The organism is Methylobacterium sp. Leaf125, from assembly GCF_001423085.1.
Taxonomy (GTDB): Bacteria; Pseudomonadota; Alphaproteobacteria; order Rhizobiales; family Beijerinckiaceae; genus Methylobacterium.
This window is the reverse complement of the sequence record NZ_LMNU01000007.1, coordinates 33,474-59,905: the sequence shown is the minus strand read 5'-3', so window position 1 is coordinate 59,905 and position 26,432 is coordinate 33,474. Positions and strand designations below refer to the sequence as shown.

Genomic DNA, 26,432 nt, shown 5'->3' with positions numbered 1-26,432 from the left:
CTGCGGGCCGCGCGTCCGGCCAAGCGTCGCCGGTGGGGGGCAAAGCGCAGGCAACGCACGGGGCGCCCGGAAGGTTCGCCCCTCCGCTCGCCCCGTCCGGATGATCGGGGCGCCGCGTTCGTGCTGGCGCCCGCCGGTCCCCGGAACCCCTTCGTTCGGCCCGCGGGTCACATCGCTCGCGTGAGCATCCAGAGGGCCATACCCACCATCATCAGGTTCTCGGTGAGCGAGACGAAGCCGAGGGGCACCTTGCCCGACCCGCCGACGCAGGCGCACTTGATCTCGCGCCGGTCGAGATACACCGCCTTGAACACGGAGACGGCGCCGATGCTGCCGATGAAGAGGGCCACCGGGATCGAGATCCCGTTCCAGGCTCCGGCGACCATCAGGATGCCCGCCAGGCCTTCGAGGAAGGGATAGGCGTAGGCGTAGCGCACCCAGCGCCGGGCCAGGAGATCGTAGCCCAGGAACATCGACGAGAACGTCTCCACGTCCTGCAGCTTCAGGATCGCGAGCACGCACATGCTGAAGGCGATGAACCACTCCACCGCCCGGGCCGTGAAGGGCGTGCCGAACACGGCGTAGCTCGCCGCCAGCCCCATCAGCGCCGTCATCGCGAACACCGCCACGACCGGCGTGTAGCGGGTCGCGTCCGGGTCGGGGACGGTCTGTCCGAAATGCCGCTGCAGGTCGTCGAACCCGCCGACCCGCCGGCCGTCGATGAAGGTCTGCGGCGTGCTCTTGACCCCCTGCTCGTCCTTGAAGCGGTCGGTCTCCGCCCGGGTCGTCAGCCAATGGTCCTCGACCGTGAAGCCCCGGCGCTCCAGGAGGTCCTTGGCCTTCAGGCCGTAGGGACAGGTGTGCTCCGGCATCACCATGCGGAACAGGATGGCGGTTCGGGTGCCGGTCGGGTGCGTCGTCTGGGTGGGGTTGGACATCGGAAACTCCGTGCGGATCCGGTGGCGAGGCCTGCCGCCACGGGATGCGGTCCGGGGCGTGGACGGCGCGTCCGAAGCGGTGCGCGGCCGGTCCATGCCGGGGTGCGCCGGGGTGAGCGGCGCGGCGTTTGCCTCAGATGGGGCTTCCCATCGTGGGAAGGTCAAGGGCGGGCCGGCGCGGTCCCGTCGCGGCGCTACGCGGCGGCGAGGGGCCGGCCCGGAGGCGCCCGGGACGGTGGACGCGGCGCGTCGGCCTGTGCATCGTGCGCGCCGAAACGCACGCCCCAGACCCGGAGCCGGCTGCCTTGACCGAGACGCGCCCAACGCCCGCCTACGATCCCGACAACATCTTCGCCAAGATCCTGCGCGGGGAGATCCCCGCCGAGCGGGTCTACGAGGATGCCGACACCCTCGCCTTCATGGACGTGATGCCCCAGGGGGACGGCCACACCCTGGTGATCCCCAAGGCTCCGGCCCGCGGCCTCCTCGACGCCGACCCGGATTCTCTCGCGGCCCTGGCCAGGACGGTGCAGCGCGTCGCCCGGGCGGTGAAGGCGGCCTTCGCGGCCGAGGGGCTGACGGTGTTCCAGTACAACGAGCCGGCGGGGGGGCAGACGGTGTTCCACCTGCACGTCCACATCGTGCCGCGCTTCGAGGGCGTGCCGCTTCAGCGCCACACCGGCGGCATGGCGGACCGGGCGGTCCTGGCGGAGCACGCCGCCCGTATCCGGGCCGCCCTCGCGGCCGGCTGAGTCAGGCGGCGCCGCTCACCGGCGGGTTGGCGAGGAGCCGGCGCAGGGCGGCGTTCTCGGCCTCGAGTTCGCTGATCCGGCGCACCAGGGCGAGCATCGCGGCGGCCTCGTCCGCCGGGGGCGGAGCCGCCGCGGCGGGGACGGGCACGGGGACCGGCGCCGGCGCGGCCTCGTCCACGAAGGTGATGCCGATGCCGTCCGCCCGGCGCCAGCACAGGGTGGCGCGGTAGGTCCGGTCCTTCTGCGGAATGTAGAGGTCGAAGCTCTCGGGCAGCGTCGTGGTCTCGGTCAGGGCGAGCCGGGCGCCGGAGGCGGACAGGTCCCGGACCAGGCAGTCCATGGTCGAGGCACCCTTGTTGAAGATGATCCGGCCCTTGAGGAAGGTCCTCAGGCGCGACTCCCTGCGATGCTCCGACATGCCGTGCTGCTCCACCCTGGGTCGGTCTCCGACTCCGCGTCACACGGCGGGCACCCTGGCACGGGGGCCCTTAAGGAATGATCGCCGCGATGCGCGACGGCGCGCCCGGCGTCGGACCTGACGCCGCGTTCGCCCATCGGGTCAGTGGAAGCGGCTGTCCATGGTCTGGAACAGGTAGAAGCCGTTGAAGCGTACGGCGGTCTCGGCCGCGCGGTCGTCGAAATCGGCGGGGGCGTCGCCGGCCGCCTCGAGCTTGCCGCCGAAGGCCCAGCGGTCGTTCCCGAGGAAGGGCGGCACGGCGCGGCTCTCCGGCACGGCGCAGCACAGGCCCTCGACGCTCCTGAGGCAGAAAACGTTGTAATTCTGCATCGGTCAACCTCCGATTCGCCCACCCAAGCTACGCCCTAAGCAGGCAATCGGACAGCACTGTGTCGATCAGGTCTCCGGAACGTTACGGGCCAGGTCTTCGAGCCAGGGCGCGGCGCTTCCATCGGAGGGCGCGCGCCAGTCGCCGCGCGGAGACAGGGAGCCCCCGGCCGAGACCTTGGGGCCGTTGGGCAGGGCGGAGCGCTTGAACTGGCTGAAGCCGAAGAACCGCTTCAGGAAGACCGCGAGCCAGCGCCGGATCTCTCCCAGGTCGTAGGCGCCGCGCTCGGAGTCGGGGAAGTCCGGTGGCCAGGAGCCGGCGCCCGCGTCGCCCCAGGCATGCAGGGCCAGGAAGGCGATCTTGGAGGGCGGGAAGCCGTAGCGCAGGGTGTAGAACAGGTTGAAATCCTGCAGCGCGTAGGGGCCGATCACCCCTTGGGTGCTCTGCGGCGCCGCGCCCGCTTCCACCGGCACCAGTTCGGGCGAGATCTCGGTGGCGAGGATCGCCCGCAGGGTGACGCCGACATCCGGCGCGAACTGGCCCGCGGCGATGACCCAGCGGATCAGGTGCTGGATCAGGGTCTTGGGCACGCCGGCATTGACGCCGTAATGGCTCATCTGGTCGCCGACGCCGTAGGTGCACCAGCCGAGGGCCAGTTCCGACAGGTCGCCCGTGCCGATGACGAGAGCGCCGTTCTGGTTGGCGAGCCGGAACAGGTAGTCCGTGCGCAGGCCCGCCTGCACGTTCTCGAAGGTGACGTCGTAGACCGGCTCGCCGCGCCCGAACGGGTGGTCCATCCCCTTGAGCATCACGGTGGCGGCCTCGCGGATGTCGATCTCGCGGGCGGTGGTGCCGAGCGCCTCCATCAGCGCGTGGGCGTTGGCCTTGGTGCCCTCCGAGGTGGCGAAGCCCGGCAGGGTGTAGGCCAGGATGTTCGACCGGGGCAGGCCGAGGCGGTCGAGCGCCTTGGCCACCACGATGAGGGCGTGGGTCGAATCGAGTCCGCCCGAGACGCCGATGACGACCTTCTTCGTCCCCGTCGCCTCCAGGCGCTGGGCGAGGCCCGCCACCTGGATGTTGTAGGCCTCGTAGCAATCCTGGGCGAGGCGGGCCGGATCGGCGGGCACGAAGGGGAAGCGCTCGACCGTGCGCTTCAGCCCGAGGTCGGCCACCGGCGGATCGAGCCGGAAGGCCACCCGGCGATAGGTGGGCCCGCGGGGCGCGGCCCGGCCCGAATCGTCGAAGCTGCCCATCTGGAGCCGCTCCTGGGCGAGGCGGCCGAGATCGATGTCGGCCAGGGTCATCACGGGCTCGGAGGAGAACCGCGGCCCCTCGGCGAGGCGCTCCCCGTTCTCGTCGATGCTGGTCTGCCCGTCCCAGGACAGGTCGGTGGTGGATTCGCCGGTGCCGGCGGCGGCGTAGACGTAGGCGCAGAGGCAGCGCATCGAGGCGGCCCGCGACAGCATCGCCCGGGATTCCGCCCGGCCCACCGTGATCGGGCTGCCCGACAGGTTGGCGAGCACGGTGGCGCCGGCCAGCGCCGCGTCGGTGCCGGGGGAGGCGGGCACCCAGAGGTCCTCGCAGACCTCGAGGCCGAGCACCAGGTTCGGCACGTCCGCGGCGGCGAACAGCAGGTCGGTGCCGAAAGGCGCCTCCAGGCCGGCGACCCGGATGGTCTCGCCCGCGATCCCGGCGCCGGAGGCGAAGTGGCGCTTCTCGTAGAACTCCCGGTAGGTCGGCAGGAAGCTTTTCGGCACCACCCCGAGGAGCCGGCCGCGGTGGATGGCCAGGGCGCAGTTGTAGAGCCGGTGGCCCCAGCGCAGGGGCGCGCCGACGACGAGGACGGGCTGGAGCGCGGCCGAATCCGCCACGAGGCGCGCCACCGCCGCCTCCACGGCCTCCAGCACCGTCACCTGCAGGAACAGGTCCTCGATGGCATAGGCCGAGACGCAGAGCTCCGGGAACACCGCCACGGCGGCCCCGGCGCGATCGCACGAGCGGGCGAGGGCGAGGATGCCTTCCGCGTTGCGGGCCGGGTCGGCCGGGTGGCTGCGGGTGGTGCAGGCGGCGACCCGGGCGAAGCCGTGCCGGTAGAGGGAGCGGAAGCCGGGATCGGCCGGGGCGGGGGTGGTCGCCGAGGGACTGGGCAAGGGGCGGGGCTCCGGGCTGGTCGCGCCGCACCTTAACGCCTGTGGCCATCCGCCTCCAGCGCAAGGCTTAAGGGCGGGCGAAGGACTGGCGAAGGGCAAGCGAAGGGCAGGGGCCAGGGGGCTCCGGGGCCGGCGGGCGCGGTTTTAAGCGCCTGGGTCGAGGCGATCGGGCCACGGTCGCGGGGTCGGATCAAGCGTCTGTTAACGACGATGCCCCTAACTCAGCGCTGAACCGCGCCGCTCCCGGCGGCGGACCCGTTTTGAGTACATCCGGCCAATCATGCGCGCATCGGGACGGCTCCCCTACTCCCATCGTGATCCTTCGCGCCCCGTTCGCGGCGGCGACCGCCTCGGCCTGTCGATCGGCGCCCTGGCGCACCGGTTGATGAATCTGCGGGCGACCCTGTCCCGCCGCCTCGCCGGCCCGCCGCAGCGGCCGGACTACACGGTGGCGGCCACCCGCCCGGCTCCGAGCTGGATGACGAGCCCGCAGGCCCTGGTCGGCCGCAACGAGGTCGGCCTCGCCTTCCGGCCCGCCCCCGCGATCCAGGCCTGGCCCGCCCAGGTCTTCGACGACCGCGCGACCCTCGACATGATCCCGCGCCGCGCCGCCCTCACGGCCGGGTTCGATGACGGCCTGATGGAGGCCGACGCCCCCGCGCCCCGCGTCCTGATCCGGACCCCGCGCCGCCCTTCCGCGATCATGCCCGAGGCGGGCGAGGCCCCGGCCTCCGTCGCGGCGGAGCCGGCCGGCCCGGCCGTGCGCTACACCCGCACCCCCGACCCGGTGCTGCACGAGCGCCGCCAGCGGGCGCTGGATGCCGAGCGCGCCGCCCGCGCCCAGGCCCATGCGGAGGCCGAGGCCGAGGCCTTGCGCCTCCAGGCCGAGGAGGAGGCGCTCCGGCTCGAGGCCGAGGCGCGGGCGCAGGCCGCGCTCGCGGCGCAGGCCGAGGCCGAGGCCCTGGCCGCCCAGGTGCCCGAGCCCCTGTGGCGCCAGCCCTTCGTCGCCCCCCCCGGCGTGCGCTTCTTCCGCAGCCCCGACCGTCGCCAGGGCCGCCCCAACGCGGAGGCGCCCGCCGCGCTCGCGCCGGAGCCCGCGCCCGTCGAGGCCGTCTCGGCCGAGATGTCTCCGGCCGAACCGTCTCACGCCGAGACCGGCTTGGTTGAGACCGGCTTGGCCGAGACCACCCTGGCCGAGACCACCCTGGCCGAGACCACCTTGGCCGAGACCACCTTGGCCGAGACCGCCTTCGGAAGCATCGTGCCCGTCGAGGCGGCCGTGATCCCCGACGATCGCGACTGGTCGGACGTGCCGGACTGGTCCGAGGTCCATGCCTGGTTCGACGGGCGCGACGGCGCGGCCCTCGACGCCTGGTCGGCGATCCAGGCCGAGCCCGCGCCGCTGCCGGTGTCCGCGATCGACACCCCCGAGATCAACACGCCCACGCGCTCGGCCTTCGACGTCGTCGAGGCGGTGATCGCGTCCGAGGCCCCTGCCCCGGCCGATGCGTCCGTGACCGCCGAGACGGCCCCGGCTCGGGCCGGCTACCGCCTGGAACACCTCGTGCGGTTCGAGACCTTCGGCCCGCCGTGCCCGGTCGAGGGCCAGGACAATGCGGTTCCGGGGGCCGCGCCGGCCCGTCCGGCTCCGCTCCACGCTATGGCGGCCCGCGCGGCGATCCGCGCCGGCCGTCCGGCCGCCCCCGTCGGCGCCGAGGCCGCTGCGCCGATGGCGGCCGCGGCCCCGGTGGCCGCCCCGGCCCCGGTGGCCGCCCCGATGGCCGTGGCTCCGCACCCGGCCCCCTCCCCTGCCCTGCCGGGGGCGATGCAGTTCGTGCCCGTCGCGCCCTTCGTCCCGGCTCCCGGCGTCCCGGCTCCCGGCGTCCCGGCTCCCGGCGTCCCGGCTTCCTTTGTCCCGGCTTCCGGCGTCCCGGCTTCCGGCATGCCGGCCCTTGTGCCGGCGGCGCCCCGGGCGGCCGAGCCCGCCTTCGTGCCGACCCCGATCCCGACGCGTCCGGTGCTGCTGCGCAACCCCAAGGGCCTGTCCGCCCCCGAGCCCGAGATCGAGGTCTCCGCGCCCGTGGCGTCGAGCGAGGCGGTCGAGGAGGCCCTCGCGGTTGAGGAAGCCCTCGCGGTCGAGGCCGGGGCGCCTGCCCCCGAGGCGGAGGCCGTCGCCGCGCCGGAGGTTCCGGCCGTGCACATGCCGCGCGCGATCCTGCCCGAGCGGCCGCTGCTCATCCCGGCCGGCCGGCACGTGCCGATGTCCTTCGTGGAGAACGCCGACTACGAGCACCCCGCCCTCGACCTCCTGGCCGAGCCGCCGGCCACCGGCACCGAGGAGGTCGATGCCGACGTGCTGGAGCAGAACGCCCTCAACCTGCAGCAGACGGTCCAGGATTTCGGCGTGCGCGGCGACATCCTGGCGGTGCGCCCCGGCCCGGTCGTCACCCTCTACGAGCTGGAGCCGGCGCCCGGCACCAAGTCGAGCCGCGTGATCTCGCTCTCGGACGACATCGCCCGCTCGATGTCGGCGGTCTCCGCCCGCGTCGCCGTCGTCCCCGGCCGCAACGTCATCGGCATCGAGCTGCCCAACGACACCCGCGAGACCGTCTACCTGCGCGAGCTCCTCGCCTCGGCCGATTTCGGGATGAGCAAGCACAAGCTCGCCCTGTGTCTCGGCAAGAACATCGGCGGCGAGCCGATCATCGCCGATCTCGCCAAGATGCCTCACCTGCTGGTGGCGGGCACCACGGGCTCGGGCAAGTCGGTGGCNAAGCTGCCCGCCAAGCCGGCGCTCGCCCGGGCCGCCGAGGCCCCCCTCGGCAAGAACATCGGCGGCGAGCCGATCATCGCCGATCTCGCCAAGATGCCTCACCTGCTGGTGGCGGGCACCACGGGCTCGGGCAAGTCGGTGGCCATCAACACCATGATCCTGTCGCTGCTCTACCGGATGAAGCCGGAGGAGTGCCGCCTGATCATGGTCGACCCCAAGATGCTCGAGCTCTCCGTCTACGACGGCATCCCGCACCTGCTCTCTCCCGTCGTCATCGACCCGAAGAAGGCGGTCATCGCCCTCAAGTGGGCCGTGCGCGAGATGGAGGAGCGCTACAAGAAGATGTCCAAGATCGCCGTGCGCAACATCGACGGCTACAACGCGCGCATGGCGGAGGCCCGGGCCAAGGGCGAGGTGATCACCCGCGAGGTCCATACCGGCTTCAACCGCGAGACCGGCCAGGCCGTCTATGAGACGGAAGAGATGGACCTCTCGGCGCTGCCCTACATCGTGATCGTGGTCGACGAGATGGCCGACCTGATGATGGTGGCGGGCAAGGACATCGAGGGCGCGATCCAGCGCCTGGCGCAGATGGCGCGCGCGGCCGGCATCCACCTGATCATGGCGACCCAGCGTCCCTCGGTCGACGTGATCACGGGCACGATCAAGGCCAACTTCCCGACCCGGATCTCCTTCCAGGTGACGAGCAAGATCGACAGCCGCACGATCCTGGGCGAGATGGGCGCCGAGCAGCTGCGCCATGGCGGTGCCGGGCGGGCTCCTCTACGCCAAGATCCTGGACAGCCGCACGATCCTGGGCGAGATGGGCGCCGAGCAGCTGCTGGGCCAGGGCGACATGCTGTTCATGGCCGGCGGCGGGCGCACGACGCGCGTGCACGGGCCGTTCTGCTCCGACTCGGAGGTCGAGAGCGTGGTCGCCCACCTCAAGCGCCAGGGCCGGCCCTCCTACCTCGAGGCCGTCACGGCCGACGACGGCAGCGGCGACGAGAAGCCCGCCAAGGGCTCGAAGGCCGACAAGGCCGACCGGGCCGAGAAGGCCCAGGCCACCGAGATCGATGACATCGACGCCCCGATCTTCGATGCGGGGGCCTATGCGGGCAGCGGCGGCATCGATCCCGGCGCCGAGCTCTACGACCAGGCGGTGCAGGTGGTGATGCGGGACCGCAAGGCCTCGACCTCCTACATCCAGCGCCGCCTGCAGATCGGCTACAACCGCGCCGCCTCCATCATGGAGCGGATGGAGATCGAGGGCATCGTCGGCCCGGCCAACCATGCCGGCAAGCGCGAGATCCTGATGGAGGGCGGCCACGCCGCCTCCGGCATGATGGACTACGACGATTGAGCCGGATGGCACGGGTGGGGCGGTTGCCGTCCCACCCGTCGCATATTCGCCACAGGGCGGGCTTCTAAGCGGGCACCACCCGCGCTCGACCCGCACGCCTTCGCATCGCCTCAAGGGAGCGTCCCGATGATCGGCCGCCGTCACCGCCTCGCCGCCGGTCCGCTGCTCGTCCTGGCGGCCAGCCTCGCGCTTCCGCAGCCCGCCGCCGCCCAGGTCTCCTCGTTCCTCGACGGCCTGTTCGGCCGCAAGGAGCAGCCGGCCCCCGCGCCCGAGCCGGAGCCCGCCCCGGAGGCCGCGCCCCCGGCCGCCGCCCCGAAGAAGCCCGTCGCCCAGGCGCCGAAGACCACGAAGCCGTCCGCCAAGGCCGACGCGAAAGCCCCCAAGGGCGAGGCCAAAAGCGCGGACGCCAGGGCTGCCGACGGGAAGGCTGCGGACGGCAAGGCTGCGGACGGCAAGGCTGCCGACGGGAAGACTTCGGACGGGAAGGCCGCCAAGGTCGCGGCCGTGGGTGCGCCCGCCGCCGTCGCGGGCGAGGCCGACGACGCCACCGTGATCGCGCAGGCCAATGCCTACTTCAACGGCATGACCACGCTCACCGGCAACTTCGTCCAGGTCGGCCCGGACGGGCGCCGCATCGGCGGCAAGCTGACGCTCGCCAAGCCCGGCCGGCTGCGCTTCGACTACGACCAGCCCTCCCCCCTGGAGATCGTGGCCGATGGCACCTCGGTGGCGGTCAAGGACCGCAAGCTCGGCACCCAGGACCTCTACTTCATCTCGCAGACGCCCCTGAAATTCCTGCTCCGCGAAAAGATCGACCTCGCCCGCGACCTCTCCGTCACCGACGTGGCGAACGATCCGGGCGGCCTGCGGATCTCCCTGGAGGACCGCTCGACGCTCGGCGGCACCTCGCGGATCCAGCTGTTCTTCGACCCCGAGGTGAAGACCCTGAGCCAGTGGCGGATCACCGACCCGCAGGGCTACCAGACCACGGTGCAGCTCGCGAACCTGCAGAAGGGCCGCCCGGTCGAGGGCAGCCTGTTCTTCATCAATTACGGGCGCAGCGAGGACAAGGCGGCCGAGCGCCAGATCCGCGCGCAGTAGCGCCGCGTCGGACGTCCGGGGCGGCGCCGCGCTTGTCCCGCCGGTGCCGAAGCGGCTAAGCGTCGGGCTCGCATCGTACGAGCCGAGCCCATGCACGACATCCGCGCCATCCGCGACAATCCGGACGCCTTCGACGAGGCCCTGCGCCGCCGCGGGCTGGCGCCGCTCGCCGCGGACCTCATCGCCCTGGACGACGCGCGCAAATCCGCGATCTCGGCCGCGCAAGCCAACCAGGAGCGCCGCAACGCGCTCGCCAAGGAGATCGGCGGCGCCAAGAAGGCCAAGGACGAGGCCAGGGCCCAGGACCTCATGGCTGAGGTCGCCCGCCTGAAGGACGAGGCCCCGGCCCTGGAGGCCGCCCAGGCCGAGGCGGGCAAGACCCTCGACGACCGTCTCGCCGCGATCCCGAATCGCCCGAACCCGGACGTGCCGGAGGGTGCCGACGAGCACGGCAACGTCGAGTACCGGCGCTTCGAGGCCCACCGCCCGCAACTCGCCACCGGCAGACAGCACTTCGAACTCGGCGAAGCCTCCGGCCTGATGGATTTCGAGGCCGCCGCCCGGATGTCCGGGGCCCGCTTCGTGGTGCTCAAGGGCCAGCTCGCCCGCCTGGAGCGGGCGCTCGGGCAGTTCATGCTCGACCTGCACACCGGCGAGCACGGCTACACCGAGGTGGCGCCGCCGATCCTGGTGCGCGACGAGGCGATGTTCGGCACGGCGCAGCTGCCGAAGTTCCGGGACGACCAGTTCCAGGCCGGCGAGCACTGGCTCATCCCCACGGCGGAAGTCCCCCTCACCAACCTCGTGCGCGAGAGCATTCTTCGCGAGGAGGAGCTTCCCCTCCGCTTCACCGCCCTCACCCCGTGCTTCCGGGCGGAGGCCGGCTCGGCGGGCCGCGACACCCGCGGCATGCTGCGCCAGCACCAGTTCAACAAGGTCGAGCTCGTCTCGATCACCACGCCGGAGCAGTCGGCCACGGAGCACGAGCGCATGCTGGGCTCGGCCGAGGCCGTGCTGAAGAAGCTCGACCTGCCCTACCGGATCATGACGCTCTGCACCGGCGACATGGGCTTCGCCTCCCAGAAGACCTACGACATCGAGGTCTGGATGCCGGGCCAGGAGACCTTCCGCGAGATCTCGTCCTGCTCGGTCTGCGGCGACTTCCAGGCGCGGCGGATGAACGCGCGCGTCCGCGCCCGGGATGGCAAGGCGGTGAATTTCGTCCACACCCTCAACGGGTCCGGCGTGGCCGTGGGCCGCGCGCTCATCGCCGTCATGGAAAACTACCAGAACCCGGATGGCAGCGTCACGGTGCCGTCGGTGCTGAAGGCCTATATGGGCGGGATCGAGCGGATCGAGGGGTTCAAGAGCTGATGCGCATTCTCGTCACCAACGACGACGGCATCCACGCGCCGGGGCTCGAGACCCTGGAGGGGATCGCCCGGGCCATCTCGGACGACGTCTGGGTGGTGGCGCCGGAGACCGACCAGTCCGGCGTCTCGCACTCCCTCTCGCTGAACGACCCCCTGCGCCTGCGCCAGGTCGCCGAGAAGCGCTTCGCCGTGAAGGGCACGCCGTCCGACTGCGTGATCATGGGCGTGCGCCACATCCTCAAGGAGCACGGCCCCGACCTGGTGCTCTCGGGGGTCAACCGCGGCCAGAACGTCGCCGAGGACGTGACGTACTCGGGCACCATCGCGGCGGCCATGGAGGGGACGATCCTCAACGTGCGCTCCATCGCGCTGAGCCAGGCCTACGGGGCCGGCGGGCGCGGCGCCATCAAGTGGCACTGCGCCGCCGAGCACGGGCCCGGGGTGGTCCGCAAGATCCTCGACATCGGCATCGAGCCCGGCATCGTCGTCAACGTGAACTTCCCCGACTGCGAGCCCGAGGAGGTCCTGGGCACGGCGGTGACGGCCCAGGGGTTCCGCAACCAGGCCCTGCTCCAGATCGATGCGCGCCAGGACGGGCGCGGCAATCCCTATTTCTGGCTCGCCTTCGCCAAGGCCACCTTCCAGCCCGGCCACGGCACCGACCTCAAGGCCATCGCGGAGAAGCGCATCTCGGTCACGCCCCTGCGCCTCGACCTCACCGACGAGCCGAGCCTGACCCGCTTCGCGCAGGGCTTCGCGCCGTAGGGCCGGTCGCCGCGGAACCGATCGAGGTCCAGCCATGATGCACGAGGGCTCGATCGAGGATGCCGCCTTCGTCATGGCCCTGCGGGGCCGCGGCGTGCGCGACACCGACACCCTGCGGGCGATGGAGCGGGTGCCGCGCGAGCGCTTCGCCCCGGCCCGGCACCGCGACCTCGCCCGGCGCGACCTCGCCCTGCCGCTGGCCTGCGGCCAGACCATGACGGCCCCGACCACGGTGGCGGCGATGCTGAAGGCGCTGGCCCTGCGCCCGGGCGCCCGCATCCTCGAGATCGGCACCGGCTCGGGCTACGTCACCGCCCTGCTGCTGCGCCTCGGGGCGGCGCATGTTCACAGCGTCGAGCGCTACGCCACCCTGGCGGACGAGGCCCGCGACAACCTCGTGCCGGAGGACCGGCCGCTCGCCGAGATCACCGTCGGGGACGGGCTGCACCCGGCGACCCTGCGGGGGGCGGAGCCCTTCGACCGCATCCTCCTCAACGGCACGGTGTCGGCGATTCCGGATCACCTCGGCGACCTGCTCGGCCCCGGCGGCCGCCTCGTCGCCCCGGTCGGCCGGCCCGAGGCGGCGGGCCTCGTCACCTGGACGCGGGGGCAGGACGGCACCCTGGACGCGCGCCCCGGCGCGGCCGTCCGGCTGGCGCCGCTCACCCCGGGGCGCGCCCGCGTCCTGTAGAGCGAAAGGTTCCCGCGAGAGCCCGGCGCTGGCGCAAACGTGGTGAATCGGAACGGTTGCTTAACCTGAATCGGGTTTGAATGACGTCATCAAGTTGCGTCAGGCAAACAGGTGCGTCGATGCGGGTTCGCGGGACTGGTCGAGGGTTGAGGACGCTGTCGCGTTTCGCGCTCATCGGCGTGATTGGAGGCGGTGCGGCCGCCTGTTCTTCGGATGCGTCCCGATTGGGCGATCCCTTCGGCAATCCATTTGCTTCGAACTTGTCGAGCGAGCCCGCCGCGACGGGCAGCCTGCCCGACGGCGAGATCGCCCCGGCACCGGTGGTGCGCACCAGCCGCATCCAGTCCCAGGCCCTCGGGGCTCCGGGCGCGGCCACCTCGGCGGCGGCCATGTCGCCCCGCCCGATGGCGGCGGCCCCCGTCCCGGCCCGGCCCCAGACCACCCGCCTCGCCTCCACCGAGCCGGTCTCGGGCGGCATGACGGCCTCCGCGGTCTCGGGCATGAACCCCGATGCGGCCCGCATGAGCACCCGCGCGGTGCCCGCCGCGCCGGCCCCGAAGATGATTGACCGGGCCGCCGAGAAGCGGGCCGCCGACGCCCGCCGCGAGGCGGAGGCCCGCGAGGCCGCCGAGGCCAAGGTGGAGGCCAAGCGCCAGGCCGAGGCCGCCAAGCTCGCCGAAGCCCGCAAGGTCGTGGAAGCCGCCAAGGCGAACGAGACCAAGGCTGTCGAGGCCCGCAAGGCCTCGGAGAAGGCGGCCAACGCCGCCAAGCTCGCCGAGACCAAGGCCGCCGACGCCCGCAAGGCCCATCTCCGTCCCGGCCAGGCCGTCGCCAAGGCCGAGGACAAGGCGGTCCGCAAGATCGAGATCAAGGAAGCCAAGGCCGAGGTGAAGGCCGAGGCGAAGGTGGACGCCGCCAAGGACGCGGCCAGGAAGGCCGAGGCGGCCCGCAAGACGGCCGAGGCCGAGGCGGCCAAGCTGGCCAAGGCCGACGCCGCCAAGGAGGCGGCCCGCAAGGTCGCCGAGGCGAAGGCCGCGGAGGCCGCCGCCAAGGAAGCCAGCAAGGAAGCCAGCAAGGCGCCCGTGAAGGTCGCCGCGGTCGAGGCCCCCAAGGCCGAGCCCGCCAGCACCGGGTCCGTCGCGGCCGCCGCGGAGCAGTCGTTCCGCTGGCCCGCCAAGGGCCGGGTGATCTCGGGCTACGGCACCTCCGGCAACGAGGGCATCAACATCTCGGTGCCCGAGGGCACCGCGGTGAAGGCGGCCGAGGACGGCACCGTGGCCTATGCGGGCTCCGACGTGAAGGGCTACGGCAAGCTCGTCCTGGTGCGCCACTCCAACGGCTACGTCTCGGCCTACGCCCATAACGGCGAGCTCGACGTCCGCCCCGGCGAGAAGGTGAAGCGCGGCCAGACCATCGCGAAGTCCGGCGCCTCCGGCAACGTGACCTCGCCCCAGCTCCACTTCGAGATCCGCAAGGGCGCGACCCCGGTCGACCCGATGCCCCACCTCGCCAGCAACTGACCCTCCGGTCGGAAGCCCGCGATCCCGAAACGGCGGCCCCTCGGGGCCGCCGTTCTCGTTCGGGGGGCCGGTCGGCGACGGCCTCAGCGGCCGGTGCGCACCCGGGTCCAACTCCGGGTGACGAAGCGCTGGGTGCGGTCGTCCCAGGCGGTGTTGCTGGCCAGGCGCTGCATCGTCGCCTCGTCCGGGTAGATGCCCGGATTGGCCAGGATCTCGGGCTTGATAAACTTCCGGGCCGCCGCGTTGCCGCTGGCGTAGGAGACGAAGTTGGTGTTGGCCGCCGCCACCTCGGGCCGCATCATGTAGTCGAGGAACTGGTGGGCCTCGGCGGGATGGGGGGCGTCCTTCGGGATCGCGAAGGCGTCGAACCACATCAGCGCGCCCTCGCGGGGAATGACGTAGCCGATCTCGACCCCGTTCTTGGCCTCCTCGGCCCGCTTGCGGGCCTGCATGATGTCGCCGGAATAGCCGACCGCCAGGCAGAGGTCGCCGTTGGCCAGTCCGTTGATGTATTCCGAGGAGTGGAACTTGCGCACCGAGCCGCGGACCTTGAACAGGGCGTCGGTGACCTGGGTAATGTCGTCCCAGCGCTTGGAATCCGGCTTGAAGCCGTAGAACGGCAGCAGGCTCGGGATCAGGTCCTCGGGGGAATCGAGCAGCATCACCCCGCAATCCTTGAGCTTGGCCATCAGGCCCGGATTGAGGACGAGGCTCCAGGTGTTGAGGGGCTGGCTCGCCCCCAGGCGCTCGCGCACCTGGGCGAGATTCACGCCGATGCCGGTGGTGCCCCACATGTAGTCCACGGCGTAGGTGTTGCCGGGGTCGTAGGTGGCGAGCCGCGCCGCGATCTCGGGCCAGGCATGGACCAGGTTGGGGATCCGGGCCTTGTCGAGGGGCTGGAACACGCCCGCCCGGATCAACCGCTGCAGGAACGGCCCGGAGGGCGCCACCACGTCGTAGCCCGAGCGCCCGGCCAGCAGCTTGGTCTCGAGGATCTCGTTGTTGTCGTAGGTGTCGTACACGACCTTGATGCCGGTCTCCCGGGTGAAGGCCTCGAGCATCTTCGGGTCGATGTAGTCCGACCAGTTGTAGATGTTGACCACGCGCTCGCCCTGCGGCGCGGGCGTCTCGGCCCGCGCCCCGGGCAGGCCGAGCGCCAGGGCGGCGAACGCCCCGGCGACCAGCCCCCCGGACAGGAGCGCGCGGCGGCTGCCGGCTCGGATCATGCCTGTCCTTTCGCAGCCACCACCACGATCTCGACGCGGTATTCGGGGGCGGCGAGCTTGGCCTCCACGGTGGCGCGGGCCGGCGGGTTGTCCTGGGGCACCCAGGCGTCCCACGCGGCGTTCATCTCGGAGAACGTGGCGATGTCGGCCAGGTAGATGGTGGCGGTGAGGATGCGGCTCTTGTCGGTGCCGGCCGCTGCCAGCAGGCGGTCGATCTCGCCCAGGATCTCCTGGGTCTGTGCGGTGACGCCGGCGCCCACCACCGTGCCGGCCACCTGGCCCGCGAGGAAGACCATGTCGCCGTAGGTGACGGCCTGGCTCATGCGGGGACCGGATTCGAAGCGCTGGATCGTCATGGCGGGGATACGTGCCTCTCGCGTGTCGGCCGCGGGATGCCTCGAGGCACCCCTGGGATGCCCCCTTGGCATCCCGGCTCGGGGCAAGCGTTGTGCCGCGTCGGGGACCCGAACGTAAAGGCCCCCTCGGCGCCCGGTGCACGCCGCGATCCGGCCGCGCCGGATCGGCTTCGCCGGCGCCGCGACAAAGTCGCTGCGTGCAGCGCAACCCATCCCACCGGTGCGGCGTTCTCACCCCATGCGCTAAGGCCAAGGCTAGAAAGCCGGTCGCTACCGCCAGTGACGTCCGACCCAGAGGGTTCGGCCAAGTTCGAGGATCAGCTCATGGGTATCATCTGGACCATCATCATCGGCTTTCTGGCCGGTGTCATCGCCAAGTTCATCATGCCGGGCAGCAACGAGCCGGGCGGCTTCATCCTGACCACGATCCTCGGCATCGTTGGCGCCTTCGTCGCCACGTTCCTCGGCCAGGCCCTCGGCTGGTACGGTCCGAACCAGGGTGCGGGCCTGATCGGCGCCGTCGTCGGCGCGATCGTCGTGCTGGCGATCTACGGCTTCATCCAGGGCCGTCGCTCGACCACCTCCCTGTAGAGTCCACGCCACGCCTGCGCTCACAGCGCAGGCGCAACGGAGAAAGGGGCGCCTCAGCGAGGCGCCCCTTTTTCGTGTCCGGTCGGGCGCGAGGCCGGTCAGGCCTCGGTCACGGCCTTGACGGCGCAGTGACCGGTGGCGCCGCGGATGGCGAGGCCGGCGCCGACCACCAGGGCCGCGAGGCTGAGCCACTTGTTCGGGCGCGGCTGCGCGGCCGCCGCGGCGATGCCGAGGCCGAGCACCACCGAGACGGCGCGCTCCGTGGTGGTGAGGTTCGGGGTGCCGCTGAAGATGTCTTGGATCATCGCGTTGGCCATGCGGGCGTCTCCTGTGCTGCGTCGCGGGGCGAACGCGGCGGGGGAACGGGCGTTCCACCGCGCGGGTGTGGCGCGGCACCGGGCCGCCGACCGCACCGGCCGCCCCGGAACGCACCGCCGGGATCCGGCGCGCGATCCCTGTGTATATCGGAAGTTGTGATCGCGGCGGGATCTTGTTCCTACGTGCAGAAGGCGTGAAACCAGCTGGGCCGTCACAGAATACGGCTCGGGGGGACGACATGAGCACCAGGACCATGAGCACGAGGACCACGGGCACGCGGACACTCGCCGCCGCGATGCTGATCGCGGTGAGCGTCGGGGCTTGCGGCAGCATCACGCGCGGCACGACGGAGAAGATGGCCTTTCTCACGGAGCCCTCCGGCGCGACGATGACGAGCACCAAGGGCTATGCCTGCCCGGCGACCCCGTGCTCCCTCGAGGTGGATCGCTCGGACGCGTTCGACGTGACCTTCGCCAAGCCCGGCTTCCAGCCCGCGCTCATCCCGGTCCGCACCCAGGTGGTGGGTGCGGGCGCTGCCGGGATGGCGGGCAACGTGCTCGCCGGCGGGGTGATCGGCATCGGCGTCGATGCCTATACGGGGGCGGCCCTGGACCATACCCCGAACCCGGTCAGCGCCGTGCTGGTGCCGGAGGCCCCGCACGCCCGCCGTCGCCGCGCCCCCGACACCTAGGCGGTGGTCGCGCGATCGTCCGAGGCAAGAAGACAGGCAAGCAGAGCCGGGCCGGCGTCAGGTTCTCGACGCGTCCGCGACCCGCGCGATCCCGATGGCCGCGACGGCGGGAAACCGTTGCCGCGCCCCTAGCGGGCATTGGGCAGGCGCACCGTCACGCCGGCCTTCGCGGCCGGGGCTTCCGGGCCGGGCGGCGCCCCGCCCCAGCGGGTGGCCTCGATGCGCACCGTACCCCATCCGGTGGCGACCGTGATCGACAGCGGCAGCAGCAGCGTCCCGTCGAGGATCGGGGCGAAGCGCACCTGCATGTCGTCGTTGGCGGCCATGCGGCGGACGTTGCTCCCGCCGGAGCGGTGGCCCGAGATCGGCACCCAGCGCACCCGGCAGTCGAGGGCGGGGCCGCGATAGGCGCCCTCCGTCACCGTCGCGAGGCGGCCCCGCGACAGCACGAGGTCGGCCCGGCTCGCCCCGTCGAAGACCGGGATGCGCCGGTCGCACAGGGCGACGTCCAGGGGGGCGGCCCCGAGGGGAATCGTCAGCATGGTCAGGGGGTCGACCACGCCGACCTTGTCCTCCGGCGCCACCGGGACCCGGTCCTCGCGCGGGGTCGGGGGCGGCGCGACGCTGGCGCTGCGCACGCGCCCGCCGGCAAGGTCGAGGGCCACAGCGATCGGCTTGCCGCCGTAGCGGCTGTCGATCCGGAAGGTGGCGGTCACCGCGCCGGCCCGGGTCGCCGATCCGGCGACGGTGGCCTTGCCGGCCCCGTCGAAGAAGACGCCGGCGAGGCCGCGCAGGCCCGCCTCGAGCTCCAGGGCGTAGCGCTCGCCCGACCGCTCGACCGCGAGGCTCGCCTCGCCCGCCGGCAGGTTCAGGAAGCTCAGGCCGTAGGCCGCCGTGAAGCGGGCCGCGGGTGCCTCCCCCGCGGCCTGCGCGCCGGCCCCCAGCACGGCGGTCGCCAGGGACAGGGCGATCAGGGCCCGGATCTGTCTGTGCCTGCGAGCGGACACGGCCATCGCCTCATCGCGCCCCGAACGGCGCTCAAGCTGTCATATCGGCGTCGGAAGCCCGTAGTATGCGCGCTTCGGCACCTCGCGCGCAGGCTCAACCCCGCGCGACTCACCCATCCCCTCGCGTGCCGCCAGAACACGCGCCCTTGCCGGACACGCTCCCCTTGCCGGACACGACTGCCTTGCCGGACACGCCCCCCTTGCCGGACACGACTGCGTTGGATCGACCCGCCCGATACGCCCTCTACTTCACGCCCGCCCCCGGCTCGGCCCTGGCCGCCTTCGGTGACGCGATCCTGGGTTCCGGCCCGGCGCCCGGCCCGGAGGCGCTCCGGGCGATCCTGGCCGCCCACACCGCCGAGCCGCGCACCTACGGGTTCCACGCCACCCTGAAGGCGCCGATGCGCCTCGCCCCCGGCGCCACCGAGGCCGATCTCCTGGCGGCGGCCGAGGCCCTGGCGGCGCACCGGAGCCCCCTGCCCGTCGGCCCCCTGCGGGTCACCGCCCTCGGGGCCTTCGCCGCCCTGGTGCCGGAAGCGCCCCCGGCCGCCCTCGGCCTCCTGGCCGCCGAGTGCGTCGCGGCCCTCGATCCCCTGCGCGCGCCCCTCACCGAGGCCGAGCGGGCCCGCCGCCGCCCCGAGCGTCTCGATCCCCGCGGCCGGGCGCTGCTGGAGCGCTGGGGCTACCCGCACGTCTTCGAGGCCTTCCGCTTCCACATGACGCTCACCGGCCCCCTCGGGCCGGAGGACGGGGCGACCGCCCTGCCCCTCCTGGCCGCGGCGGCCGCGGGCCTGCCCGACCTGGAGGTCGATGCGGTGAGCGTGGTGGTCCAGGACGGCGCGGCGCCGTTCCGCCTGCTGCGCCGCCTCCCCTTCTCCGCCTGACATCCCTTCTCCGCCCGACATTCCTTGCCCGCCCGACATCCCTTGCCCGCCTGACAGGATCCCGCGATGGCCTCCGATCGCCTCGGCCTCGAACCGGCCGTCCACCCGACCGCCCAGATCTCGGGGGGCCGCCTCGGCCGCTACACCGAGGTCGGCGCGCGCACCCGCCTCCGCGAGACCAGCCTCGACGATTACTCGTACATCGTCGAGGACGGGCAGGCGGACGACACCACCATCGGCAAGTTCTGCTCCATCGCCTCCCACGTGCGGATCAACCCCGGCAACCACCCGATGGAGCGGGCCTCGCAATCCCACATCACCTACCGGGCCAGCGCCTACTGGCCGGTGGAAGCGGACGAGGCGGCCTTCTTCGCCCGGCGTCGGGCCCTGCCCGTCAGCATCGGCCACGACGTCTGGATCGGGCACGGCGCCGTCATCCTGCCCGGGCGCCGCATCGGCACCGGGGCGGTGGTGGGCGCGGGCACCATCGTGACCCGCGACGTGGCGCCCTACACGATCGTGGTCGGCAATCCGGGCCGGGTGGTGCGCCGCCGGTTCCCGGAGGCGATCGCCGAGCGCCTGCAGGCGCTGGCCTGGTGGGACTGGGACCATGCGCGCCTGCGCCGGGCCCTGCCGGATTTCCGTGCCCTGTCGATCGACGCGTTCCTGGAGCGCTACGAAGCAGAGGCATAAGCATTCCGGCTATCGGTTAGCCGAACAACTGTCATGATGCTGTCGTGCCCCGCGGGTTTACCGGCGCTCATCGTGAAGCGCCGGATACCCGCATGCTGATCCTCGAAGATCTGACGCGCCGTTACGGCGACCGCCGTGCCGTGGAGCGCGTCTCCCTCGCCATCCCCCGCGGCCGCTTCGTGGGCGTGATCGGGCGCTCGGGCGCCGGCAAGTCGACCCTGCTGCGGATGATCAACCGCCTGGCCGAGCCGACGGGTGGCCGCATCCTGTTCGACGGCCTCGACGTCACGGCCCTGCGCGGCCGCGAGCTGCGGCGCTGGCGGACGCGCTGCGCCATGATCTTCCAGCAGTTCCACCTCGTCGGCCGCCTCGACGTGCTGAGCAACGTGCTGATGGGCCGGCTCTCCGAGGTGCCCCGGCACCGCGCGCTGCTCAAGCTCTGGTCCGAGCGCGAGCGCGCCCTGGCCCTGGCCGCCCTCGACGGGTTCGGCATGGGCGACTTCGCCGGGCACCGGGCCGACCAGCTCTCCGGCGGCCAGCAGCAGCGCGTCGCCATTGCGCGGGCGATGATGCAGGCCCCCGACCTGATCCTCGCCGACGAGCCCGTGGCCTCCCTCGATCCGCGCAACACCCGCATCGTCATGGACGCCCTGGCCGAGGCCAACCGGCGCCACGGCATCACGGTCCTGTGCAACCTGCATTCCCTGGATCTGGCCCGCCGCTACTGCGACCGCCTCGTCGGCCTCGCCGACGGCCGCCTCGTGTTCGACGGCGCCCCCGCCGACCTCACCGAGGCGGTGGCCCGCCAGCTCTACGGGCTGGAGGCCGGCGAGGTCCTCGATGCCCCCGAGCCGGTGCGGCCCCCGACCTATCCCGCCGCCCTGGTTGCCTGATCCTCCGGCTCGATCCTTCGCCCTGATCGTTCGCCCCGATCGTTCGCCCCGATCCTGCGGCCTGATTTCCCACCCCCACCGGGAGTTTCCCATGCTGACCCGTCGATCCCTCGCCGGCGCCGTCGCGCTCGCCCTCCTCGCCCTCCCGGCCGCGGCCCAGGACTGGAAGGCCGCCTATCCGGCCCTGACCCTGGCGGTGATCCCGGCCGAGAACGCCTCGGGCACCACCGATCGCTACGCGCCGATGACCGCCTACCTGTCGAAGGCCCTCGGCGTTCCGGTGACGCTGCGCATCGCCAACGACTACGCCGCCGTGATCGAGAGCCAGCGGGCCGGCAACGCCCAGCTCGCCTTCTACGGCCCCGCCTCCTTCGCCCGCGCGGTGATGACCGGGGTCAAGGTCGAGCCCATCGTCAACCAGCGCCACGACACCGGCGCCTCGGGCTACTACTCGGTGATCTACGTGCGCGCCGACAGCCCGTACAAGACGATCGAGGACCTGAAGGGCAAGAACCTCGCCCTGGTCGACCCGAACTCCACCTCCGGCAACCAGGCGCCGCGCTACTTCCTGCACAAGGCCGGCCACCCGGTCGACACGTTCTTCGGCAAGACCGTCTATGCCGGCAGCCACGAGAACGCCGTCCTGGCCCTGGTGCAGGGCACCGTGGACGCGGCGGCCAACCTCTACAACACCGACACCGACACCATGGTCACCCGCATGGCCGCCAAGGGCATGCTGAAGAAGCCCGACGGGACGCCCCTGACGCAGGCGGATTTCCGGGTGGTGTTCAAGTCCGACTTCCTGCCCGAGGGGCCCTTCGCCATGCTGGCGAGCCTGCCCGACGCCCTCAAGGCGAAGATCCGCGAGGCCCTGATGGCGATGCCCACGGCCGACAAGGCGGCCTTCGACCGGCTCTCGGACGGCAAGGATCTGGGCCTCACCCCCGTGACTCTGAAGGACTACCAGCCGATCATCGACATGCTGAAGTTCAACGACGACCAGCGCCGCAAATCTTGATCCCGCCCCTCCTGACCTGCCCCGTCCCGGGACGCGGGTGCGCGGGCGTGCCGGTGACGACCGATGCCTGAGCGGATCACGCCCCTGCCTCCGGACCGGGCCGCCGCCCTGGCGGGGGCCTACGAGGCCGCCATCGCCGCGACCCGGCGCCGGACCTGGGCCGGCCTCGCCGGGCTCGTGGTCCTCACCGGCCTCGCCGCCTGGGCCGCGGAGGTGCGCCCCTGGGTGCTGGCGACCCATCTCGGCCGCTTCACCGACTACATCGTCCAGATCCTGCCGCCCCTGACCCTGGCGAACCTGCCGGGGGACCTGGCGGACTGGTACTGGGGCGGGCCGAAATGGCTCGGGCTCCTGGGCGAGACCCTGCTGATGGCCTATCTCGGCACCCTCCTGGGGGGCATCGGCGGCTTCCTCCTGTGCTTCTCCGCCGCCGCCAACGTGGCGGGCAGCCGGACGGCCTGCATCCTCGTGCGGCGCGGGCTGGAGGTCTGCCGCACCGTGCCGGAGATCGTGTTCGCGCTGATCTTCGTCATCGCCTTCGGCCTGGGGCCGATGGTGGGCGTGCTGGCCCTGGCGATCCACACCACGGGGGCGCTGGGCAAGCTGTTCGCCGAGGTGGTCGAGAACATCGACATGAAGCCGGTGGAGAGCCTCACCGCCGCCGGGGCCGGGCGGATCGAGATCCTGCGCTTCGCCGTGCTGCCGCAGGTGCTGTCGAACTTCGCCTCCTACGGGCTGCTGCGCTTCGAGATCAACGTGCGCGGCGCCGGCGTGATGGGCTTCGTCGGGGCCGGCGGCATCGGGCAGGAGCTCCTCGTGGCCATCCGGAACTTCTACTACGCCGACGTCAGCGCCATCCTGGTCCTGATCATCCTCACCGTGATGGCGATCGACCTCGGCACCGAGCGCCTGCGCCACGGGCTGCTCGGAGGCCTGCGATGACCGGCCCCGACCTCGGCCCGGCCGAGATCGCCGCCCTGCGCCGGCGCTTTCCCGACAGCTTCCGGCCGGCTTGGCGGGGGCGCCTCCTGGGAGCCCTCGCCCTCGCCGGCCTCCTCGCCCTGGCGGGCTACGCCCTGGTCCGCCTCGACGTCTCCCCGGCGCGCCTCCTCGCCGGCCTCAGCCGCCTCGGCGAGTTCAGCCTGCTGATGCTGCCGCCGGAGACCGGCGGCCGGGCCTGGGCCTTCCTGCAGGCGCTGGCCGAGACCCTCGGCATCGCCTTCATCGGCACGCTGACGGCCGCGCTCCTGGCCTTCCCGGTGGCGTTCCTCGCCGCCCGCAACGTCGTGCCGAACCCCTTCGTGCACTTCGCCGTCCGGCGCGGCCTCGACGTGATGCGCTCCGTCGACGTGCTGATCTGGGCCCTGATCTGGATCAACGTCGTCGGGCTCGGCCCCTTCGCCGGGGCCCTCGCCATCGCGTGCGCGGATTTCGGAGCGCTCGGCAAGCTGTTCTCCGAGGCGGTGGAGACCGCCGACGCCAAGGCCGGCGAGGGCGTCGCCGCCTCCGGCGGCACCGCGCTGCACCGCGTCCGCTTCGGCCTGATCCCGGCGGTGCTGCCGGTGCTCGGCAGCCAGGTGCTGTACTTCTTCGAATCGAACACCCGCTCGGCCACCATCATCGGCATCGTCGGCGCGGGCGGCATCGGCCAGTATCTCAGCGAGCTGATCCGCGTGCTCGAACTGCGCCAGGTCGCCTTCCTGATCCTGATGATCCTGGTCACGGTGGCCCTCATCGACGCCGTTTCGGGGCGCCTGCGCCGGGCCCTGATCGGCGGGGCCGCGCGCTAGGGCGCCGGCGCGGCTACTTCGCCGCGTGAAGGGTCGGCGGGCCGAGATGCTGGAGGTAGTCGACCTTGCCGAGGCCGACGCCGGCGCTGCGCAGGATTCCGTAGGCCGTGGTGACGTGGAAGAAGAAGTTCGGAAGCGCGAAGCCGGTGAGGTAGGCCTGCCCGCTGAAGCGGTATCCCATGCCGTTCGGGAATTTCAACTCCACCGTGCGCTCCGCGCCCGCGGCCAGGGCCGCCGGATCGACGCCCTCGACGAAGGCAATCGTCCGGGCGCAGCGGGCCTGGAGTTCGGCGAAGGTCGCCTCGACGTCGGGCATCGCCGGCGCCTCGATCCCGGCGAGCCGGGCCACCGCGTTCTTCGCGCTGTCGGACGCCATCTGGTACTGGGCCGGCAGCGGCTTCATGTCCGGCGCCAGCCTCCGGCCGATCAGCGCGGCCTCCGGCTGTTCCGAGGCCGCCTTGTCGAGCCACGCGCTCATGGCGCGCAGGGCGTTGACGAAGACCGGGACGCTGACGTCGTGGAGGGGGATGCTCATCCGGCCTGCGTAAGGCCCTCGTTCCCAAAGCGGGGTGAGACGGCGCACATGGCGCGCGGCCGTCATCGGCTCAGGGCGGTCACTTGCGCAGCGGCACGCCCTTCGTGGTGAAGCGCGGCGCCCCCGGATGGCGCGCAGGGTGCGGCTGGCCGCGCCCCTTGCCCGCCGCAGGACCGGTTCCGGAGGGCTGCGAGACCGGAATCAGCTGGTCCGGCCGCGGCCCGATGAGATCCGCCCGGCCCATCGCCCGCAGCGCCTCGCGCAGCAGCGGCCAGTTCTCGGGGTCGTGATAGCGCAGGAACGCCTTGTGCAGCCGGCGCTGCCGCATCCCCTTGATCGCGTCGACCGGCTCGCTGCCGCCGCGCCGCACGCCCTGCAGCGGGTTGATCTCGGTGTGGTACATGGTCGTGGCGGTCGCCATGGGCGAGGGCAGGAACGTCTGGACCTGGTCGGCCCGGTAGTCGTTCTTCTTCAGCCACAGGGCGAGGTTCAGCATGTCCGCGTCGGTCGTGCCCGGATGCGCCGCGATGAAGTACGGGATCAGGTAGTACTTCTTGCCGGCCTTCTGGGCGGCGGCGTCGAACATCTCCTTGAAGCGGTCGTAGGTGCCGATGCCCGGCTTCATCATCAGGTCGAGGGGGCCGCGCTCGGTGTGCTCGGGGGCGATCTTGAGGCGGCCGCCGACGTGGTGGGTCACCAGCTCCTCGACGTATTCGGGGCTTCGGACCGCGAGGTCGTAGCGCACGCCGGAGGCGACCATCACCTTCTTGACGCCCTTCACCTCGCGGACCTTGCGATAGAGCCGGATCAGGTCGTCGTGCGAGGTGTTCAGGTTCGGGCAGATGTCGGGGAAGACGCAGGAGGGCAGCCGGCAGGCCGCCTCGATCTTCGGGTCCTTGCAGGCCATCCGGTACATGTTGGCCGTGGGCCCACCCACGTCGGAGATCACGCCCGTGAAGCCCGGGGTCTTGTCGCGGATGTGCTCGATCTCGCGCAGGATCGAGCCCTCCGAGCGGTTCTGGATCACGCGGCCCTCGTGCTCGGTGATGGAGCAGAAGGTGCAGCCGCCGAAGCAGCCGCGCATGATCGTCACCGAGAACTTGATCATGTCCCAGGCGGGGATCTTCGCGTCGCCGTAGGCCGGATGGGGGGCGCGAGCGTAGGGCAGGTCGTAGACCGCATCCATCTCCGCGCTGGAGAGCGGGATCGGCGGCGGATTCAGCCACAGGTCGCGGTCGCCGTGGCGCTGGACCAGGGGACGCGCGTTGCCGGGGTTGGCCTCCCGGTGCAGCACACGGCTTGCGCGGGCATAGGCCTCCTTGTCGTCCTTGACCTCGTCGTAGGCGGGGAGCCGGATCACGGTCTCGCCGGGGCGGCGGCTCGCGGCCTCGTCGGCCGAATCGAGGTCGTCGGCGGGCAGTTCGGTGTAGCCCTCGGGCACGCGGCGGAACAGGGCGACGCCCCGGACGGAGTCGAGATCCTGCGGCGCCTCGCCGGCCGCGAGGCGGTTGGCCACCTCGACCACGGCGCGCTCGGCATTGCCGTAGAGGAGCAGGTCGGCCTTGGCATCCGCCAGGATCGAGCGGCGCACCTTGTCGGACCAGTAATCGTAGTGGGCGATGCGGCGGAGCGAGGCCTCGATGCCGCCGAGGATGATCGGCACGTCCTTGTAGGCCTCGCGGCAGCGCTGCGTGTAGACGATGGTGCAGCGGTCCGGCCGGGCGCCGCCTTCGCCGCCGGCCGTATAGGCGTCGTCGCTGCGCAGGCGCCGGTCCGCCGTGTAGCGGTTCACCATCGAGTCGAGATTGCCGCCGGTGACGCCGAAGAACAGCGTCGGCCGGCCCAGCGCCTTGAACGGCTCCGCCGATTGCCAGTCGGGCTGCGCGATGATGCCGACCCGGAAGCCCTGCGCCTCGAGCAGCCGGCCGATGATGGCCATGCCGAAGCTCGGATGATCCACGTAGGCGTCACCCGTCACCAGGACGATGTCGCAGGCGTCCCACCCGAGCGCGTCCATCTCGGCGCGACTCATGGGCAGGAACGGCGCCGCCGTCCTGTTCAGCGGCGGCGTGCAGGCGAGGGGAGCCACGGATCGACTCACGGAAGCTTGGAGGTCCATGGGGCCCGTGCATAGCCCGACCGGGCCGCGAGCTCAACGAAGCGCGCGGGGACCGGATGCCGCGACGGCATCCGGGCGGCGGCGAGGGGCTGTCCGTCCG

Annotated in this window: 24 protein-coding genes and 2 pseudogenes; 16 read left to right on the top strand and 10 right to left on the bottom strand. The window is 72.2% G+C overall.

Going from position 1 to position 26,432, the window contains the following annotated elements; translation table 11 throughout:
- Positions 1 to 167: 167 nt before the first annotated feature.
- Positions 168 to 938, bottom strand: a complete 771-nt coding sequence (locus ASF58_RS09465) for a glutaredoxin (protein ID WP_055950849.1) — start codon at positions 936 to 938, stop codon at positions 168 to 170.
- Positions 939 to 1,243: 305 nt separating this feature from the next.
- Between ASF58_RS09465 and ASF58_RS09460 the strand changes: the two genes are divergently transcribed.
- Complete coding sequence (locus ASF58_RS09460; RefSeq protein ID WP_055950847.1) at positions 1,244 to 1,690, top strand: HIT family protein; 447 nt, start codon at positions 1,244 to 1,246, stop codon at positions 1,688 to 1,690.
- 1 nt (position 1,691) lies between these two features.
- Here the strand turns inward: ASF58_RS09460 and ASF58_RS09455 are convergent, their stop codons facing one another.
- The 3 genes from ASF58_RS09455 to ASF58_RS09445 form a co-directional block, all read right to left on the bottom strand.
- On the bottom strand, positions 1,692 to 2,108 hold the full coding sequence (locus tag ASF58_RS09455; protein WP_055950844.1) for a PilZ domain-containing protein: 417 nt from the start codon (positions 2,106 to 2,108) through the stop codon (positions 1,692 to 1,694).
- 141 nt (positions 2,109 to 2,249) lie between these two features.
- Positions 2,250 to 2,477, bottom strand: a complete 228-nt coding sequence (locus ASF58_RS09450) for a hypothetical protein (RefSeq protein WP_055950842.1) — start codon at positions 2,475 to 2,477, stop codon at positions 2,250 to 2,252.
- Between the two features lie 66 nt (positions 2,478 to 2,543).
- Entirely contained in the window at positions 2,544 to 4,625 is a 2,082-nt protein-coding gene (locus tag ASF58_RS09445) for an NAD(+) synthase (RefSeq protein WP_055950839.1), read from the bottom strand.
- Positions 4,626 to 4,905: 280 nt separating this feature from the next.
- On the opposite strand from ASF58_RS09445, the pseudogene ASF58_RS27035 reads away from it, so the two are divergent.
- From ASF58_RS27035 to ASF58_RS09415, 7 genes and pseudogenes are all read left to right on the top strand, one after another.
- Positions 4,906 to 7,397: pseudogene (locus ASF58_RS27035) on the top strand (DNA translocase FtsK); the annotation flags it as partial.
- A gap of 1 nt (position 7,398) precedes the next feature.
- Positions 7,399 to 8,761: pseudogene (locus tag ASF58_RS26855) on the top strand (FtsK/SpoIIIE domain-containing protein); the annotation flags it as partial.
- 126 nt (positions 8,762 to 8,887) lie between these two features.
- Positions 8,888 to 9,862 (top strand): outer-membrane lipoprotein carrier protein LolA, encoded by a 975-nt coding sequence (locus ASF58_RS09435; RefSeq protein WP_055950837.1) that lies wholly within the window; start codon positions 8,888 to 8,890, stop codon positions 9,860 to 9,862.
- 90 nt (positions 9,863 to 9,952) lie between these two features.
- A complete protein-coding gene (gene serS, locus ASF58_RS09430; RefSeq protein WP_055950834.1) occupies positions 9,953 to 11,236 on the top strand; it encodes a serine--tRNA ligase in 1,284 nt (427 codons plus the stop codon).
- On the top strand, positions 11,236 to 12,000 hold the full coding sequence (surE, locus tag ASF58_RS09425; protein WP_055950831.1) for a 5'/3'-nucleotidase SurE: 765 nt from the start codon (positions 11,236 to 11,238) through the stop codon (positions 11,998 to 12,000). The genes serS and surE overlap by 1 nt, the downstream gene beginning before the upstream one ends.
- A 34-nt stretch (positions 12,001 to 12,034) precedes the next feature.
- The gene (locus ASF58_RS09420) at positions 12,035 to 12,691 is read left to right on the top strand and encodes a protein-L-isoaspartate O-methyltransferase (protein WP_055950828.1); all 657 of its coding nucleotides are present in this window, start codon (positions 12,035 to 12,037) and stop codon (positions 12,689 to 12,691) included.
- A 119-nt stretch (positions 12,692 to 12,810) separates the two neighbouring features.
- Positions 12,811 to 14,211, top strand: a complete 1,401-nt coding sequence (locus ASF58_RS09415; RefSeq protein ID WP_055950825.1) for a peptidoglycan DD-metalloendopeptidase family protein — start codon at positions 12,811 to 12,813, stop codon at positions 14,209 to 14,211.
- 83 nt (positions 14,212 to 14,294) lie between these two features.
- Here the strand turns inward: ASF58_RS09415 and ASF58_RS09410 are convergent, their stop codons facing one another.
- Positions 14,295 to 15,437, bottom strand: a complete 1,143-nt coding sequence (locus ASF58_RS09410) for a polyamine ABC transporter substrate-binding protein (RefSeq protein ID WP_055950822.1) — start codon at positions 15,435 to 15,437, stop codon at positions 14,295 to 14,297.
- Complete coding sequence (locus ASF58_RS09405) at positions 15,434 to 15,793, bottom strand: RidA family protein (protein WP_055950818.1); 360 nt, start codon at positions 15,791 to 15,793, stop codon at positions 15,434 to 15,436. Before ASF58_RS09405 ends, ASF58_RS09410 begins: the two co-directional genes overlap by 4 nt.
- A 324-nt stretch (positions 15,794 to 16,117) precedes the next feature.
- Here ASF58_RS09405 and ASF58_RS09400 point away from each other — a divergent pair, with 324 nt between their 5' ends.
- Complete coding sequence (locus tag ASF58_RS09400) at positions 16,118 to 16,384, top strand: GlsB/YeaQ/YmgE family stress response membrane protein (protein WP_055950814.1); 267 nt, start codon at positions 16,118 to 16,120, stop codon at positions 16,382 to 16,384.
- 98 nt (positions 16,385 to 16,482) lie between these two features.
- Here the strand turns inward: ASF58_RS09400 and ASF58_RS09395 are convergent, their stop codons facing one another.
- On the bottom strand, positions 16,483 to 16,701 hold the full coding sequence (locus tag ASF58_RS09395) for a DUF2892 domain-containing protein (protein ID WP_055950811.1): 219 nt from the start codon (positions 16,699 to 16,701) through the stop codon (positions 16,483 to 16,485).
- A gap of 254 nt (positions 16,702 to 16,955) precedes the next feature.
- Here ASF58_RS09395 and ASF58_RS09390 point away from each other — a divergent pair, with 254 nt between their 5' ends.
- Positions 16,956 to 17,393: a hypothetical protein gene (locus ASF58_RS09390; protein ID WP_055950806.1), complete on the top strand. Its 438-nt coding sequence runs from the start codon at positions 16,956 to 16,958 to the stop codon at positions 17,391 to 17,393.
- A gap of 128 nt (positions 17,394 to 17,521) precedes the next feature.
- Here the strand turns inward: ASF58_RS09390 and ASF58_RS09385 are convergent, their stop codons facing one another.
- Positions 17,522 to 18,406: a DUF3108 domain-containing protein gene (locus ASF58_RS09385; RefSeq protein ID WP_082512954.1), complete on the bottom strand. Its 885-nt coding sequence runs from the start codon at positions 18,404 to 18,406 to the stop codon at positions 17,522 to 17,524.
- A gap of 212 nt (positions 18,407 to 18,618) precedes the next feature.
- Here ASF58_RS09385 and ASF58_RS09380 point away from each other — a divergent pair, with 212 nt between their 5' ends.
- The 6 genes from ASF58_RS09380 to phnE (ASF58_RS09355) all read left to right on the top strand — a co-directional run bounded on the left by ASF58_RS09380 (position 18,619) and on the right by phnE (ASF58_RS09355) (position 23,678).
- A complete protein-coding gene (locus tag ASF58_RS09380) occupies positions 18,619 to 19,284 on the top strand; it encodes a DUF1045 domain-containing protein (protein WP_055950803.1) in 666 nt (221 codons plus the stop codon).
- A 66-nt stretch (positions 19,285 to 19,350) separates the two neighbouring features.
- Entirely contained in the window at positions 19,351 to 19,977 is a 627-nt protein-coding gene (locus ASF58_RS09375) for a DapH/DapD/GlmU-related protein (protein WP_055950800.1), read from the top strand.
- A gap of 92 nt (positions 19,978 to 20,069) precedes the next feature.
- Complete coding sequence (gene phnC, locus ASF58_RS09370) at positions 20,070 to 20,870, top strand: phosphonate ABC transporter ATP-binding protein (protein ID WP_055950797.1); 801 nt, start codon at positions 20,070 to 20,072, stop codon at positions 20,868 to 20,870.
- A gap of 91 nt (positions 20,871 to 20,961) precedes the next feature.
- A complete protein-coding gene (gene phnD, locus ASF58_RS09365; RefSeq protein WP_055950794.1) occupies positions 20,962 to 21,888 on the top strand; it encodes a phosphonate ABC transporter substrate-binding protein in 927 nt (308 codons plus the stop codon).
- Between the two features lie 63 nt (positions 21,889 to 21,951).
- The gene (gene phnE, locus ASF58_RS09360) at positions 21,952 to 22,830 is read left to right on the top strand and encodes a phosphonate ABC transporter, permease protein PhnE (RefSeq protein WP_055950791.1); all 879 of its coding nucleotides are present in this window, start codon (positions 21,952 to 21,954) and stop codon (positions 22,828 to 22,830) included.
- Positions 22,827 to 23,678, top strand: a complete 852-nt coding sequence (phnE, locus tag ASF58_RS09355; protein WP_055950788.1) for a phosphonate ABC transporter, permease protein PhnE — start codon at positions 22,827 to 22,829, stop codon at positions 23,676 to 23,678. Before phnE (ASF58_RS09360) ends, phnE (ASF58_RS09355) begins: the two co-directional genes overlap by 4 nt.
- Before the next feature lie 13 nt (positions 23,679 to 23,691).
- Here phnE (ASF58_RS09355) and ASF58_RS09350 read toward each other — a convergent pair whose 3' ends face one another.
- Together ASF58_RS09350 and ASF58_RS09345 are read right to left on the bottom strand one after the other, a co-directional pair.
- On the bottom strand, positions 23,692 to 24,213 hold the full coding sequence (locus ASF58_RS09350; RefSeq protein WP_055950785.1) for a DUF1993 domain-containing protein: 522 nt from the start codon (positions 24,211 to 24,213) through the stop codon (positions 23,692 to 23,694).
- A 79-nt stretch (positions 24,214 to 24,292) separates the two neighbouring features.
- Positions 24,293 to 26,332, bottom strand: coding sequence for a YgiQ family radical SAM protein (locus ASF58_RS09345; RefSeq protein WP_055950782.1), 2,040 nt, complete (start codon positions 26,330 to 26,332; stop codon positions 24,293 to 24,295).
- Between the last annotated feature and the right edge of the window lie 100 nt (positions 26,333 to 26,432).